The 14,645-nt window shown below is 68.2% G+C and carries 12 protein-coding genes and 1 tRNA gene; 9 read left to right on the top strand and 4 right to left on the bottom strand.

Annotated elements, in window-relative coordinates:
- Nucleotides 1-262 precede the first annotated feature (262 nt).
- On the bottom strand, nucleotides 263-727 hold the full coding sequence (locus tag IF55_RS12215) for a RidA family protein (RefSeq protein WP_030880852.1): 465 nt from the start codon (nucleotides 725-727) through the stop codon (nucleotides 263-265).
- A complete protein-coding gene (gene sp36 / locus IF55_RS38465) occupies nucleotides 724-885 on the bottom strand; it encodes a Sp36 family protein (RefSeq protein ID WP_003975360.1) in 162 nt (53 codons plus the stop codon). Before sp36 ends, IF55_RS12215 begins: the two co-directional genes overlap by 4 nt.
- Before the next feature lie 71 nt (nucleotides 886-956).
- Here sp36 and bagA point away from each other — a divergent pair, with 71 nt between their 5' ends.
- Together bagA and bagB are read left to right on the top strand one after the other, a co-directional pair.
- Nucleotides 957-1,937: an ATPase BagA gene (bagA, locus tag IF55_RS12220; protein WP_030880855.1), complete on the top strand. Its 981-nt coding sequence runs from the start codon at nucleotides 957-959 to the stop codon at nucleotides 1,935-1,937.
- Nucleotides 1,934-3,382: an ATPase BagB gene (gene bagB / locus IF55_RS12225; RefSeq protein WP_048831883.1), complete on the top strand. Its 1,449-nt coding sequence runs from the start codon at nucleotides 1,934-1,936 to the stop codon at nucleotides 3,380-3,382. The genes bagA and bagB overlap by 4 nt, the downstream gene beginning before the upstream one ends.
- A 336-nt stretch (nucleotides 3,383-3,718) precedes the next feature.
- Here bagB and IF55_RS12230 read toward each other — a convergent pair whose 3' ends face one another.
- A complete protein-coding gene (locus tag IF55_RS12230; RefSeq protein WP_037964184.1) occupies nucleotides 3,719-4,054 on the bottom strand; it encodes a WhiB family transcriptional regulator in 336 nt (111 codons plus the stop codon).
- A gap of 386 nt (nucleotides 4,055-4,440) precedes the next feature.
- Here IF55_RS12230 and IF55_RS12235 point away from each other — a divergent pair, with 386 nt between their 5' ends.
- Entirely contained in the window at nucleotides 4,441-6,615 is a 2,175-nt protein-coding gene (locus tag IF55_RS12235) for a transglycosylase domain-containing protein (protein ID WP_030880863.1), read from the top strand.
- A 181-nt stretch (nucleotides 6,616-6,796) separates the two neighbouring features.
- Here the strand turns inward: IF55_RS12235 and IF55_RS12240 are convergent, their stop codons facing one another.
- Nucleotides 6,797-7,261, bottom strand: a complete 465-nt coding sequence (locus tag IF55_RS12240) for a GatB/YqeY domain-containing protein (RefSeq protein WP_030880866.1) — start codon at nucleotides 7,259-7,261, stop codon at nucleotides 6,797-6,799.
- 77 nt (nucleotides 7,262-7,338) lie between these two features.
- Here IF55_RS12240 and IF55_RS12245 point away from each other — a divergent pair, with 77 nt between their 5' ends.
- The 6 genes from IF55_RS12245 (at nucleotide 7,339) to IF55_RS12265 (ending at nucleotide 14,628) form a co-directional block, all read left to right on the top strand.
- The gene (locus IF55_RS12245; protein WP_030880869.1) at nucleotides 7,339-8,274 is read left to right on the top strand and encodes a metallophosphoesterase; all 936 of its coding nucleotides are present in this window, start codon (nucleotides 7,339-7,341) and stop codon (nucleotides 8,272-8,274) included.
- A 57-nt stretch (nucleotides 8,275-8,331) separates the two neighbouring features.
- Complete coding sequence (locus IF55_RS12250; protein WP_030880872.1) at nucleotides 8,332-9,096, top strand: Pr6Pr family membrane protein; 765 nt, start codon at nucleotides 8,332-8,334, stop codon at nucleotides 9,094-9,096.
- A 12-nt stretch (nucleotides 9,097-9,108) separates the two neighbouring features.
- A tRNA-Pro gene (locus IF55_RS12255) sits at nucleotides 9,109-9,182 on the top strand.
- A gap of 236 nt (nucleotides 9,183-9,418) precedes the next feature.
- Nucleotides 9,419-10,624, top strand: coding sequence for a hypothetical protein (locus IF55_RS12260; protein ID WP_245661166.1), 1,206 nt, complete (start codon nucleotides 9,419-9,421; stop codon nucleotides 10,622-10,624).
- The gene (locus IF55_RS41575) at nucleotides 10,551-10,952 is read left to right on the top strand and encodes a DISARM anti-phage system protein DrmE domain-containing protein (RefSeq protein ID WP_449657822.1); all 402 of its coding nucleotides are present in this window, start codon (nucleotides 10,551-10,553) and stop codon (nucleotides 10,950-10,952) included. The genes IF55_RS12260 and IF55_RS41575 overlap by 74 nt, the downstream gene beginning before the upstream one ends.
- A 178-nt stretch (nucleotides 10,953-11,130) precedes the next feature.
- Nucleotides 11,131-14,628 (top strand): hypothetical protein, encoded by a 3,498-nt coding sequence (locus IF55_RS12265; RefSeq protein WP_157854327.1) that lies wholly within the window; start codon nucleotides 11,131-11,133, stop codon nucleotides 14,626-14,628.
- Nucleotides 14,629-14,645: the final 17 nt, after the last annotated feature.

Below are 14,645 nucleotides of genomic sequence, written 5' to 3' on the forward strand. Positions count from 1 at the left end.
TTCCAGGCTCTACGGGCCGGGGCCAACCAAGATCGGCCGAGCCAGCCTCGGGGGCGTACGCCCACCACCGGCCCGTCAGGGGGCACTTTCCAGCGGTAGCCGGGGAAGGCCGGGGGCCGGGACCAACCAAGATCGGCCGAGCCAGCCTCGGGGGCGTACGCCCACCGTCGGCCCGTCAGGGGGCACGTTCCAGCGGTAGCCGGGGGAGATTGAGGACCGGGGTCCGGGGCCGAGCCCCGGGGTACGCGGCGGCGCGGGCGGGCTAGTCGCGGACCTCGACGACGATTTCGACCTCCACGGGGGCGTCGATCGGCAGGACCGCCACGCCGACGGCGCTGCGCGCGTGCACGCCGGCCTCGCCCAGCACCTCGCCGAGGAGTTCGCTGGCGCCGTTGACGACGCCCGGCTGGCCGGTGAAGTCCGGGGCCGAGGCGACGAAGCCGACGACCTTCACGACCCGCACGATCTTGTCGAGGTCGCCCGTGACCGATTTCACGGCGGCGAGCGCGTTGAGCGCGCAGGTCCGCGCCAGCTCCTTGGCCTGGTCCGCGTCGAGGTCCGCGCCGACCTTGCCGGTGCGCGGCAGCTTGCCCTCGACCATGGGGAGCTGCCCGGAGGTGTGCACGTAGTCGCCGGAGCGTACGGCCGGCTGGTACGCGGCCAGCGGCGGCACGACGTCCGGCAGGCTCAGGCCGAGCGAGCGCAGCTTGTCCTCGACGACGCTCATGCCTGCTTCTCCCGCTTGAGGTAGGCCACCAACTGCTCGGGGTTGTTCGGGCCGGGCACGACCTGGACGAGCTCCCAGCCGTCCTCGCCCCAGGTGTCCAGAATCTGCTTGGTCGCGTGTACGAGCAGCGGCACGGTCGCGTATTCCCACTTGGTCATGGTGCGACTGTAATGCCTCTCTCCCCCGGCCTCGTGCGTACTCCGGGGCCCGACTGGTTAGGCTCCAAATCATGAGCAGGTTCCACGTCGTCAGCGGCAAGGGCGGCACCGGTAAGACCACGGTCGCCGCCGCCCTCGCGCTCGCGCTCGCCGCCGAGGGGAAACGCACCCTGCTGGTCGAGGTCGAGGGCAGGCAGGGGATCGCGCAGCTCTTCGAGACGCAGGCGCTGCCCTACGCGGAACGGAAGATCGCGGTGGCCCCGGGCGGCGGGGAAGTACACGCGCTGGCCATCGACGCGGAGCTGGCGCTCCTCGACTACCTCCAGATGTTCTACAAACTGGGCGGCGCGGGCCGGGCCCTGAAGAAGCTCGGCGCGATCGACTTCGCCACGACGATCGCGCCCGGCCTGCGGGACGTGCTGCTGACCGGCAAGGCGTGCGAGGCGGTCCGCAGGAAGGACAAGGGCGGGCGGTTCGTCTACGACCACGTCGTCATGGACGCCCCGCCGACGGGCCGCATCACCCGCTTCCTCAACGTGAACGACGAGGTGGCCGGGTTGGCCAGGGTCGGCCCGATACACAATCAGGCGCAGGCCGTGATGCGCGTCCTGAAGTCCGCCGAGACCGCGGTCCACCTGGTGACGCTGCTGGAGGAGATGCCCGTCCAGGAGACCGTGGACGGCGTGGCGGAGCTGCGGGCCGCGGGGCTCCCGGTCGGCGGCGTCGTGATCAACATGGTGCGGCCCGCGCTGCTCGACGAGACGGCCGTGGACGTGGTCGCGAACGGGCAGCGGCCCGCCGTGGCCAAGGCCCTCTCGCGGGCCGGGCTCGGCGGCGCCCAGCGCGGCGGCCCCGCGGACCTCCTGATAGACCCGCTGCTGGAAGAGGCCCGCGAGCACACCGAGCGGGTGGCCCTGGAGCGCAGCGGGAGGGCCGAGATATCCGGCCTCGGCCTGCCCACGTACGAACTCGAACTGCTCGGCGACGGCGTGGACTTGGCGGGCCTCTACCGCATGGCCCGCGGACTGCGGAAGCAAGGGGTGGCCTCGTGAACGGCCTGGCGGACACCACCTACCGGCTGGAGGTGGACCCGGTCCTGGACGACCCCGCCACCCGCATCGTGGTGTGCTGCGGCTCCGGCGGCGTCGGCAAGACCACGACGGCCGCCGCCCTGGGGGTACGGGCCGCGGAGCGCGGCCGGAAGGTCGTCGTCCTCACCATCGACCCGGCGCGCAGGCTCGCGCAGTCGATGGGCATCGAGGCGCTGGACAACGTGCCGCGCCGGGTCGAGGGCGTCGACGGCGGCGCGGGCGGCGAACTGCACGCCATGATGCTGGACATGAAGCGGACCTTCGACGAGATCGTCGAGGCGCACTCCGACGAGGAGCGGGCCCGGGCCATCCTGGAGAACCCCTTCTACCAGTCCCTCTCCGCCGGGTTCGCCGGCACCCAGGAGTACATGGCCATGGAGAAACTCGGCCAGCTCCGCGCCCGCGACGAGTGGGACCTGATCGTCGTCGACACTCCTCCGAGCCGCTCCGCCCTCGACTTCCTGGACGCGCCGAGCCGCCTCGGCTCCTTCCTGGACGGCAAGTTCATCAAGGTGCTGATGGCCCCGGCCAAGATCGGCGGCCGTGCGGGGATGAAGTTCCTGGGCGTCGGCATGTCGGTGATGAGCGGGCCGCTGAACAAGCTGATGGGCGCGCAGTTGCTGCGCGACGTGCAGACGTTCGTCGCGGCGATGGACACGATGTTCGGCGGCTTCCGCACCCGCGCGGACGCCACGTACCGCCTGCTCCAGGCGCCCGGCACGGCGTTCCTCGTCGTCGCCGCGCCGGAGCGGGACGCGCTGCGCGAGGCGGCGTACTTCATCGAGCGGCTGGCCGCCGACCGGATGCCGCTGGCCGGGCTCGTACTGAACCGGGTGCACGGCAGCGGCGCCGCCGGGCTGTCGGCGGAGCGCGCGCTGGCCGCCGCCGAAGCCCTCACGGACGGCTCCGACGGCCCCGAGGGCCCCGCGGGGGCTTCGGCGGGCCAGGCGGCCGATTACGCAGAAAATCTTGCCGGTTCCGGCATTGTGGATCGCGCCGCGGGGAAACCTCACTCAAGCGGCCCGTCAGCCCCCGACAGCGGCTCCCCCACCGCCACTGAGGGCTCACAGGACAGCACCGCGCCCGTCACCACCGACCCCACCACCACCGCCGAGGCGGCCGATCCCGTCGAGGCCACCCCGGAACAGCTCGCCGCTCGCCTGCTGCGGCTGCACGCCGAGCGGATGAGGGTGCTGGCCCGTGAGCGCCGCACGCGCGACCGCTTCACCGCGCTGCACCCCGAGGTGCCGGTGGCCGAAGTAGCCGCGCTCCCCGGCGACGTACACGACCTGGCGGGCCTGCGCGCGGTCGGCGAGCGCCTGGCGGCGGCCCGGCCCAGTGGCCCGGCCGTGCCTTCGGCTGCGCCTTTGCCTTCGCCGTCACCCAAGGACGGACCGGCTTCGTAGGCGTCTGGCGGCGGGTCGCGCTTCAGCTTCTTCGTGCTTCGTACTTCGTAAGCGCTGAACGCGGGCTCCGCGGACGGTTGCCCGCCCGTACGCCCGTACAGCCCGTAGTCCCGCACCGGGCCGGCGTGTCCGCGACGCGCGTTCTCCGTACGCCGGGTACGCCATGGTGCCGTATTCGCACATCGCGTTCGTGCATCGCACTCGTCGGCACGTCTTCGTTCTCGTTCCCGCGCGAACCCGAAAGAGCACTGATCCGAAAGGACCCGGACCCGAAAGGACACGGACCCGAAAGAACGCGCGCCCCTCGCGCGAGGCGGTGCCGGTGCCGGTGCCGGCTCATCCCGCCGCGGCGTAGTTCTCGTACTCCTCGTCGTCGATGGGCAGGATGCCCGTACTGCGCTCGTATTCCGTACGTGCGGTCTCCAGAAGCCTCCGCCAGGAGGTGACCGTCGGACGGCGGCGCAGCAGCGCCCTCCGCTCCCGCTCGGTCATACCGCCCCACACGCCGAACTCGACACGGTTGTCCAGGGCGTCGGCCAGGCACTCGGTGCGCACCGGGCAACCGGTGCAGACCGCTTTGGCCCTGTTCTGTGCCGCGCCTTGAACGAATAGCTCATCCGGATCGGTGGTGCGGCATGCTGCTTGTGCACTCCAGTCGGTTACCCAGCTCATGCTGGCGCCGTCCTCTCCCGAATCGAGGCTCCCCCACGGCGGCAGCGGCATATTCACCGTTGCCAGTTGAGGACGTTACGGAAGGCAGGCAGGGCGCAACACCCCCTGCGGGCCCAATCTTGAATGGCCCGAACGGACTATGCGTATGCGGCAGATCACCCAACGGAGTGACCGGACGACATCGTCGACAAAAGCGTCAACTCGGGGTGATTCAGTCGAGACGCAGTGGGCACCATGTGACACATGGGCTGAAGTCGGGCACGGCTCGGCACTCGGCTGAGTGCTGAGGGGGATGGTCCGGAACCGCACCGCAGTGACTGGCGTGAATCAAGCGTAGGCGAACACCTGGGCGTCTGTCCGGCAAATGAGAACGTAGGCTGCCCCCCATGGCTAAGAAGCGCTCGGGCGGGGGTCTCACGACGACCCAGCAGGCCGCGAAATTCCTCGGCGTCAGCGTGCTCTCCGGAGCGGTGCTGGCAGGTCTCGCGCTGCCGGCCTTCGGCGCCTTCGGCCTGGCGGCCAAAGGCTCGGTCGAGGGCTTCGACGAGATCCCGTCCAACCTCAAGACCCCGCCGCTGAGTCAGCGCACCACGATCCTCGACAACCAGGGCGGCGAGATCGCGAAGGTCTACTCCCGCGACCGCACCGTGGTACCGCTCAAGGACATCTCGCCCTATATGCAGAAGGCGCTCGTAGCGATCGAGGACGCGCGCTTCTACGAGCACGGGGCGATCGACCTGAAGGGCGTGCTCCGCGCCCTCAACAAGAACGCGCAGTCCGGCGGCGTATCCGAGGGTGCCTCCACCCTCACGCAGCAGTATGTGAAGAACGTCTTCATCGAGGAGGCCGGCGACGACCCCGACAAGGTCGCGCAGGCCACCCAGCAGACGATCGGCCGCAAGGTCAAGGAGCTGAAGTACGCGATCCAGGTCGAGCAGGAGCTCGGCAAGAAGCGGATCCTCAACAACTACTTGAACATCACGTTCTTCGGCGAGCAGGCGTACGGCGTCGAGGCGGCGTCGCAGCGCTACTTCAGCAAGCACGCCAAGGACCTCACCCTCGACGAGTCCGCGCTGCTGGCCGGCATCGTCCAGTCGCCGACCCGCTACGACCCGGTCAACAACCGCCAGGAGGCGACCAAGCGCCGTAACACCGTGCTCCAGCGGATGGCGGAGCTGCACGACATCACCCCGGCCGAGGCCGCCGCGGCGAAGAAGAAGCCGATAAAGCTGAAGATCACCCGGCCCAAGAACGGCTGCATCACCGCCGTGAACGGCGCGGGCTTCTTCTGCGACTACGTCCGCGAGGTCTTCCTGCGGGACAAGACGTTCGGCAAGACCAAGGAGGAGCGGGCCAAGCGCTGGAACCAGGGCGGCATGACGGTCCGTACGACGCTGGACCCGCAGGCCCAGAAGTCGGTGCAGGCCGGGGTCAAGAGCCATGTGTACGCCTCCGACCCGGTGGCCACCGCCGTCACCCTGGTCGAGCCGGGCACGGGCAAGATCCGCGGCATGGGCCAGTCGCGCCCGTACGGCTTCGGCAAGAACGAGACGCAGATCAACCTCTCCGTCGACCGCAACATGGGCGGCGGCGCGGGCTATCTGCCGGGTTCGACGTTCAAGCCCTTCACCGCGGCCGCCGCGCTGGAGAACGGCATGGACAACTCCCAGTCGTACCCCTCGCCGAACCGGATGCCGTACCCGACCGTCTCCGACTGCCAGGGCCGCAGCTACTCCAGCAACGCCTCGGTGCCCAACGAGAGCCCGGACGAGGTCGGCCCGTACAAGATGCCGGAGGCGCTGAAGAAGTCGATCAACACCTACTTCGTCTCGCTGGAGGCCGACACCGGCCTGTGCAACGTGACGAAGATGGTGAACAAGCTCGGCATGACCAAGCGCGCGGGCGGTACGGAATGGGGCCTCGGCGCCTCGTACACCCTCGGCGTCAACGAGGCGTCGCCGCTCAACATGTCCGCCGCGTACGCCGCCTTCGCGTCCCGCGGCAAGTACTGCACGCCGACCGCGCTGGAAAGCGTCACCGACTCCAACGGCAAGCAGTTGGCGGTGCCGCAGAGCACCTGCACGCAGGCGATGTCGCCGAAGACCGCGGACACGATCAACACGATGCTCAAGGGCGTCGTCGACGACGGTACGGGCAAGGCGGCGGGCCTGACCGACGGGCGGGACAGCGCCGGTAAGACGGGTACCACCGACAACCGGTACTCCGCCTGGTACGTGGGCTACACGCCCAACATGGCGGGCGCGGTCTGGCTCGGCGACCCGCAGCACCAGGTCCAGATGCAGGGCGGCATCACCTTCGGCGGGAAGACGTACGGCAAGGTGTACGGCGCCGACGGCCCGGCCCCCATCTGGAGGGACGCCGTCTCGGGCGCGCTCGTCGGGAAGCCGGCGGACAAGTTCACGACCGTACCGATCGCCTCAGGCAAGGACGGCAAGGACAGCAAGAGCGATGACGGCGGCGGCAACGCCGCGGACGCCCCGGACGCCGACGGGAAGGGCGGCAAGGGGCATGGCGGGAAGCCCGGGGGCAAGCACCACTAGTCCGGCCGCTGGCCTAGCCGCGTCGAGCGGATAGGGGTGAGCGCAGCAGAGGGCGCCCGGACCGGCGTGAACGGTCCGGGCGCCCTTTTGCTGCGCCTTCTTATGTGCTCGCGGCGCTGGGGCAGGACCTGTGGTTGGGGCCTGTGGTTGGGGGCAAGCCCCTGACGCCAGGGCGGGGCCGTCAGCCGGCGAGGAGCTTCTTGACGATCGCGGCGACGCGGCCGCCCTCGGCCCGGCCGGCGACCTGCGGGCTCACGATCTTCATGACGGCGCCCATGGCGCGCGGCCCCTCGGCGCCGTGCCCGGCGGCTTCCGCGACGGCGGCGGCGACCAGCGACTCCAGCTCCAGGTCGGAGAGCTGCTGGGGCAGGTACTCGGCGAGGATCTCGCCCTCCGCCTTCTCCCGCTCGGCCGACTCGTCCCGGCCGCCCTGCGCGAACGCCTCCGCCGCCTCGCGCCGCTTCTTCGCCTCGCGCGTGATCACCTTCAGCACCTCGTCGTCGGAGAGCTCGCGGGCGGACTTGCCGGAGACCTCCTCATTGGTGATCGCGGAGAGGGTGAGCCGGAGGGTGGAGGAGCGCAGCTCGTCGCGCGCCCTGATGGCGGCGGTGAGGTCGTCCTGGAGCTGGGACTTGAGCGTGGTCATGTCCTTGACTATGCCAGCAAGTGCCGGGAATCACCCGAAGATTTCTCCCTGGCGGCCGGTCTGCGACGATAGGCGGTATGCGCGCGCGATACGGAGTACCCCTGGGCATCACGGCGGGAATCACGGCGGTCGGCGCGGCCGGCGTGGCCTACGCCGCAGGCATCGAGGCCCGTTCCTTCCGCCTTCGACGAGTCACCGTCCCGGTGCTGCCGCGCTGCCGGCGGCCGCTGCGTGTACTCCAGGTCTCCGATATCCACATGGTCAGCGGGCAGCGCAAGAAACAGCGCTGGCTCCAGTCGCTGGCGGGGCTGCGCCCGGACTTCGTGATCAACACGGGCGACAACCTGTCCGACCCGGAGGGCGTGCCGGAGGTGCTGGACGCGCTGGGGCCACTGATGGAGTTCCCCGGCGCGTACGTCTTCGGCTCGAACGACTACTACGGACCGAAGCTGCGCAACCCGGCCCGGTATCTGATCGAGAAGGCGCAGAAGCGGCACGGGCTGAACGGCAACAAGCCGGTCGTCGGCGCGATCCACAACCCGTGGGAGGAGCTGCGCGACGGCTTCGACGCGGCGGGATGGGTCGGCCTGACGAATACGCGCGGCAGGCTGAAGGTCGACGGGTGTGAGATCGCCCTCACCGGCCTCGACGACCCGCACATCAAGCGGGACCGGTACAGCGAGGTGGCGGGCGGCCCGGACACATCGGCGGATCTGTCGCTGGCGGTGGTGCACGCCCCGTACCTGCGGGTCCTCGACGCGTTCACGGCGGACCGCTACCCCCTGATCCTGGCCGGCCACACCCACGGCGGCCAGCTCTGCGTACCGTTCTACGGCGCGCTGGTCACCAACTGCGACCTGGACACGAAGCGGGTCAAGGGGCTGTCCCGGCACCGGGCGGGTGGCTACGAGTCGTACATGCACGTATCGGCGGGCTGCGGCACGAACCGGTACACGCCGGTCCGCTTCAACTGCCCGCCCGAGGCGACGCTGCTCACCCTGACCGAAGCCTGACCGCCCGGAACCGGAAGACTCCCGCCGGGCGGGAGCGCGCGCCCTTACGGTGGGGGGATGATCGATCCGACCTCCTCCCACGCGCGGCTCAGCGCGATCAGCGCCGCGGGCGTCCCCGCCTCGGCGGTCGTCCCGGCCGGACGCCGCCCGCTCACGGCCGCCTTCCGGTTGCTCATCGCGCTGGCGGCGATCACCGGCATCGTGATCGACTGCGCGATCGGGGACGTGCCGCGGGTGCTCAGCTACTTCACGATCCAGTCGAACGCGGTGGTCGCGGTGGTCACACTGGCGGCGGCGTACCGGGCGTGGGCGGCGCGACCACCGCTCTCGGCGCGGATCACGGGGGCGGCTCTCCTCTATATAGCGATTACGGGGCTGGTCTACCACTTCGTCCTGACCAACAGCTCCAGCGGCTTCGCGATGACGGGCGACGCCCACGCCCCGTCGGAATGGCAGACGACGGCCACCCAGCTCCTGCACACGGCCACCCCCATCGCGGTCGTCCTGGACTGGCTCCTGCTCACGACGCCGGGCCGGTTCCGCCCCGCGTACGCCTGGCAGTGGCTGATCTACCCGCTCCTCTACCTCCCCTTCGCCCTCATCCGCGGCGCCCTCCTCTCCCCCGGCACCGAGGGCCGCTACCCCTACCCCTTCCTCGACGTCGACATCCACGGCTACGGCGGCGTCCTCGGCAACACCGTGATCTTCGCCCTCGCCTTCTACGTCCTCGCCCTGGTCCTCACCCTCCTCGACCGCATCCGCCCCCACCTGCGCGGCCCCGAGAACCGGATTTCGTCTCCGGCCATCGGTCCGCTAAAGTAGAGCTCGTTACTTCGGGGTGTAGCGCAGCTTGGCAGCGCGCTTCGTTCGGGACGAAGAGGTCGTGGGTTCAAATCCCGCCACCCCGACAGAGAAATAGCAGGTCAGGCCCGGTACTGAGAGATCAGCACCGGGCCTGATTTGCTGTGCGGCCCCGTTTTGGGGGCCATTTGGGAGCCAACTGGGTGTGGACTTCGGGATCCGGCTCCCGGGTGGCTCCCCTCCAGGGGCGTTCCGCCTTCGAACGCGCTGTGCGCTGCATGCGCCCTGGAAGGGTTACCCCCCGGCTTGTGCCGAGGAGACCACAGACTGTACGACGATCGCCATGCACCCATGGTCTCCGTTAAACGACCGGCAGCTCGCACTCCTCACCCGCCTCGGCGACGGAACCGACCCCGTCACGTCGGACAGCCCCGAGCTTGCTCTTACCGCCCGCGCGCTCAAGGAGCGGCGCCTGATCACCATGCCCAGACAGGGTGGGAAATGGCGGGCGGAGATCACCGACGCGGGGCGCTTCTATCTGGAGCACGGCCATCACCCGGACCGCCCGGAGCCAGCCCAGCGCAAGCAGCGGTTGGCGGGTTCCAAGCAACGGGCACGAGCGACCCCTTCAGCACAGAAGCAAGCCGCAGCCCCGTCCACGATGAAGCCAGCGCCGCAGCGCGCGGCCAAGCCCCCACAGCCGTCGCCGGCAGAAGTCGGCGCCGCTTTGAGCGCGGAAGTACAGCATGCTGGGCGGTTCCTCAGGATCCCGAACCCCAGCGACGAGGAGCGGGCCCGTTACCGCAGGGCGTTCGACGCGGCGCGGCAGTGTGCGCCCGACGGGTACCACCTGAAGTACAGCGGTCGGGCGAAGGGAGACTTCTTCCTCGGCCTGCTCCGGGTGACCGGTGAGGACGACACCGAGTGGAACCAGATCCGCCTGGCACGCAGCCGTGTGATCACCGACGTCGAGGACGTGCTCGCCGCTGTTACCAAGGACCACAGCGCCTTCGAGATCTCCGAGGAGGTTCTGCCGAGGGTGCTCGCGCTGATCCGGCTCCTCGCTGATCAGGCACTCGCGCGGTACAGCGAGATCGCAGTGTCCAAGAAGCGCAGGCAGCCGAGGCCGCTGCTTACTGTCCACGGCAGGACGTACGAGGTCGGCTTCCGTGAGCGGCAGAAGCAGGTCCGGTACGTCCCCAAGCAGCCGGGCCGACGCACGTACGACTGGCAGCGGGTCACGCCGGCCCACAAGCCCGAGCCGTCCGGCGAACTGGAGCTGCTGGTCAGCGAGAACTCGGGCTACAGCTACGGTTGGAAGAAGGAATGGGCCGACACGGCGAAGAAGCCGTTGGAGGAGCAGATCGCTTCAATTTTCCGGGCGTTGAAGGCACGCGCGTCTGGTGGACTTCTGGCACAGGCGCGCGCGCCTTGCGCCGGGATCTGGCATAACCTACCAGGAGATCCACCGCAGAATGCACGGGACATCGATTACTTCCGCGCAGACAGTCGGGACCTGGGTAAGGGGACAAGTCAACGGCCCTCATGATCCGGAAGACGTGCGGCGCTTCGCGCGAGCGGTCCACGACCAGGTTCTACTGGCACAGGCTGGCTGGGCATTGAAGACACTGCAGATCGTGCACCGTAAGGCGGGACGATGGTTGTCCACTCAGATAGCTGGAGCGCGCTCACACCATGATGACGCGCTGATCGACGCCAATCTGGGCCTGCGCGTCTCGGACCTGCTGGAGAGCGTGAGCGCCCACCCCGTACTCGGAATCGACCGTGCTCCTCGTGACGTCGCCGCACACCTGGTTGGACGCCTGGTCGCATCAGCCGAAGCGGAATCGATTGGCAGTCAAATATGCACTGGGTGACGGCGCTTGCTATTGCGGAGCCTGCCTGAAGCCCCCTGGGCGGTGCTACGCTATGCGGCCAGAAGCGCAGTACGCACACAGCTCTCATACCTCACACCACATCACAGGTCACGCGAGGGATCCCCCCGGACGTGCCCATTGGCTTCGTGCCCACACCTTCCAAATCAGGAGCTTCGCCATGTCGGTGTTCCCTCATGGCCGTGCGCCCGCGTCGGCCGACACCCCAGCCCAGCGATACGATGCCCTTCTTGGCTGCCTTTCACGGCGCATCGTCAGTCAAGCCACGGGTACGTCCATCCCCACTGGGACTCGACTCCACGACCAGCCGCAGAAGCAACTGTGGCTCGGCATGCTCGCCAGCGAAGCGAAGTTGGTCGCCGAGACCAACGCTGGCTTCTGCGGGCTTCAGATCACCCCTCCCGCCCAAGGGTTTTCATTCCGAGTGCGGACACTGCCAGAAACGCTCATCATCGAGGTGGCCGCGTCAGCCTTCTTGGGGCTGCATCCAACCGTGGATGAACAGCGCGACTCCACGACCACCGCACCTGACGTGGCTACTTCTAACGCACGCGGCGTGGCGGCGAGACAAAGCCCGACCGCTCAGGGAGCCGACAGGGCCATCGATGGAGGCCGATCCCGAGCTCGCCACGTAGCCGCCGGCAACGGCCGGAGTGCGAAGTACCCCCTCGCTCACATCTGGACGAAGGTCGCGATGGATCCTGTTCGGATCCCCGTTCGCCTGCCTTCGACGAAGGCCATGTCCGTACGTGTGGGCGAGGAGGAGATCGCTACAGCACTGCGCTCCGCTGCGTCCCGCCATGGCCACCAGCTCTTCCGACAGCGTCTGGGCGCTCCGGCAAACGGGTCCCTGCCCCACGACTTCGACTTGGTCGACGAACGAACCTGGGCCTCGTATGGCGCCCACAACCTGACGCCAGCCACGAACGTGATCCCTCCCCGGCACCGGGCGGCAGTCGAGATCGAGGTCACGCCTCTCGACGGTGCTTTTGAGATCTTCGTCGCGGTGGTGAACACTACACCCGCGCCCAAAGACCAACTGATCGATGGCGTTCGCCCCTACGAGGAGGCGTACCTGGACACCCGCTTGTATCAGGTCGTTCTGACGGCGACGCTCGACGCGTGCGTCGAACCGTACGAGCTGGAACAGGTGGCGCAGTCCCATCGGTATGAACGGTCCGTGCCCGCGTTTGGGCACGCGTCTCCTGTCTCGCACCAGGAGCACAACGGTCTCACCACGCTTCGGACCGAGTTCGCCGCTACGGAGCCGACATGGCGTGCGTATCCCAGGGATAAGTCCAGGGATGTGGCTGGCCGCGAAGTTCCCATTGATACTTCCTTCGACTCCCTCATCGCGGACCCAGTCGGCACCATCTCGACCCTGGTCGAGCTCTTGGACGTCTGGGTAGACGATAACTGGGGCACGCCGGCGCTGGACGCCCTTCACAAAGCACGTGGATGGAACGACAAGGCGCGCGCGGAGGCGGAGCAGGGCGCACAGGCTGCCCGCGCGGAGGCAGCTTGGGTGCGTGCGGGGCTGGACATCCTCAGGACCGACCCGAACGTCTGGGACGCTTTCGTGGCGGCGAACAAGGTGGTCAAGGCTGCCGCAGGTGATGAATACGACAGTTGGCGCCCGTTTCAGGTGGCTTGGATCGTCGGGTGCCTGCCGGGCATGGTCGACCCCAGGCGACACCGAGAGGTCAACATCGTCTGGTTCCAGACGGGTGGCGGTAAGTCCGAGGCGTATCTCGGACTGATGCTAGCCACGCTCTTCTACGGCAGGTACACCGGTGTCACCCGGGGCACGCAGGTATGGGCACGGTTCCCCCTGCGCCTGTTGGCCCTGCAGCAGACCGAGCGCTTCGCCAAGATGGTCATGAACGCGGAGATCCTCAGGCGAGCGGATCCTCGTATCCGTGACACGGGGGCCTTTGGCATCGGGTACTTCGTTGGTGGCGGCAACACCCCGAATCGGCTCCGCAAGCCTGATGGCAGCAACTATTACAATGGTCCGGATCCCACCGACCCCGCGACTGCTGAGGCATGCAGGGTACTTAGCGACTGCCCCGTTTGCGGTCGGAGTCTCACCGTTAAGTGGGACGACCCGAGTCACACCATGCGTCATGTCTGTGAGAACCCCAACTGCCAGTTGGGCGGCGTCCTCCCCATTTGGGGAGTGGACGACGACATCTACCGCCGGGCGCCCTCCGTGCTCGTCGGCACCGTCGACAAGCTCGCGCAGCTTGGCCAGAACCAAGCCTTCCAGATTCTGCTCGGACGTCCCCACTCCCTTTGCCCCAAGCATGGTTACTCCGCCAATCCCACTTGGTGCTCTGTCTTCGGGTGCAAGGAGCAACGGCGCGCGGTACCGAAGGGGTTCGGACACGTGCGGCTGGAGATCGCCGACGAACTCCACCTGCTCGACGAGAGCCTCGGCGCACTCGACGGCATGTACGAGTCACTGCTGCAGAGAATCAGCGAGCACCTTAAGAACGAACCCTTCCAGATCGTCGGCGCCACAGCGACCATCGAGGGCTACCAGAACCAGGTACGTCACCTCTACGACCGCGATGCCAGGCGCTTCCCCGTCAATGGCCCCGAGGCAGGGGAAACCTTCTGGTCGACTACCCGGAAGGGCGACCCGTTGCGCCGCTTCCTGGGGGTGCGCTCCCGAGCGAGCACCATGGTGACCGCCACCCGGGAGGTCGCGGTGGTTCACGACCAATGGGTGCGCGACCTATGCGATGATCCAAAGAGTGTCGTCGCGGAAGCGGGCCTTGAGGTCGACGATGCTTCCATCGTCGACGAGGCGCGACGCGCGGGTGAGGATCTATTCGAGGTCCTGGTCGCCTACTGTTTGCGCAACGAGGACCTGACCAGTTTTGTCAGGGACCCCGCGGTGCGTGAGCTGTTGGAAAGCGAAGACAACCTCGCGATCATCAACGGCGACACCAGCCCTGACGTAATTCGGTCAGCTGTCGCCCGGTTGCTGAAGCCTCCGGGAAACAGTTCAGAGCGCGTACGGCTTATCGCCGCCACCAAAGCAATCGGGCACGGTTTCGACGTCGCCAGGCTGGGCGTCATGGCCGTCATGGGCACGCCGACCCAGGCATCCGAGATCATCCAGGCGTCCGCACGCGTAGGCCGCCGCTTCCCGGGGCTGGTCGTGAACGTGATCAACCCCAGCCGGGACCGGGACGCGAGCGTCTTCCGTTACTACCCCGAATGGATCCGCTACCTGGACCGCCTCGTCCACAAGGTGCCAGTGAACCGAGAATCGGTACCTGTCCTCAAACGAGTTTTGCCCGGTGGGTTGATGGCTTGGCTCCTACAGGTCCTCGACCGGGACTGGATCACAGGAGGGCGCAGGCGACGATCTCTCGCGGACTCCACCGCGTTCCGGGACGCCGTGAACGACGGAGCGGTAAACCGAGGACTGCTCGTCTCCCTGCTGCGTCACGGATTCGGCATCGACGACACGAGCGTCTACCACCGGATGCACCGCGAGGCGATCGACGCCTGGGTCGACGACCACCTCGCCACGCTCCCGCTGCGCGCGGAAGCCGGCAAGCGGCTCCCCGACCTGCTGCACCCCTCCGTGCCTCGATCCCTCCGGGATATCGAGGAGCCCTTGACCATCTACGGCGAGTTGTAGCCGCACGCGCATTCCGC

Source organism: Streptomyces varsoviensis (assembly GCF_000718635.1).
In the GTDB taxonomy this organism is placed as follows: Bacteria; Actinomycetota; Actinomycetes; order Streptomycetales; family Streptomycetaceae; genus Streptomyces; species Streptomyces varsoviensis.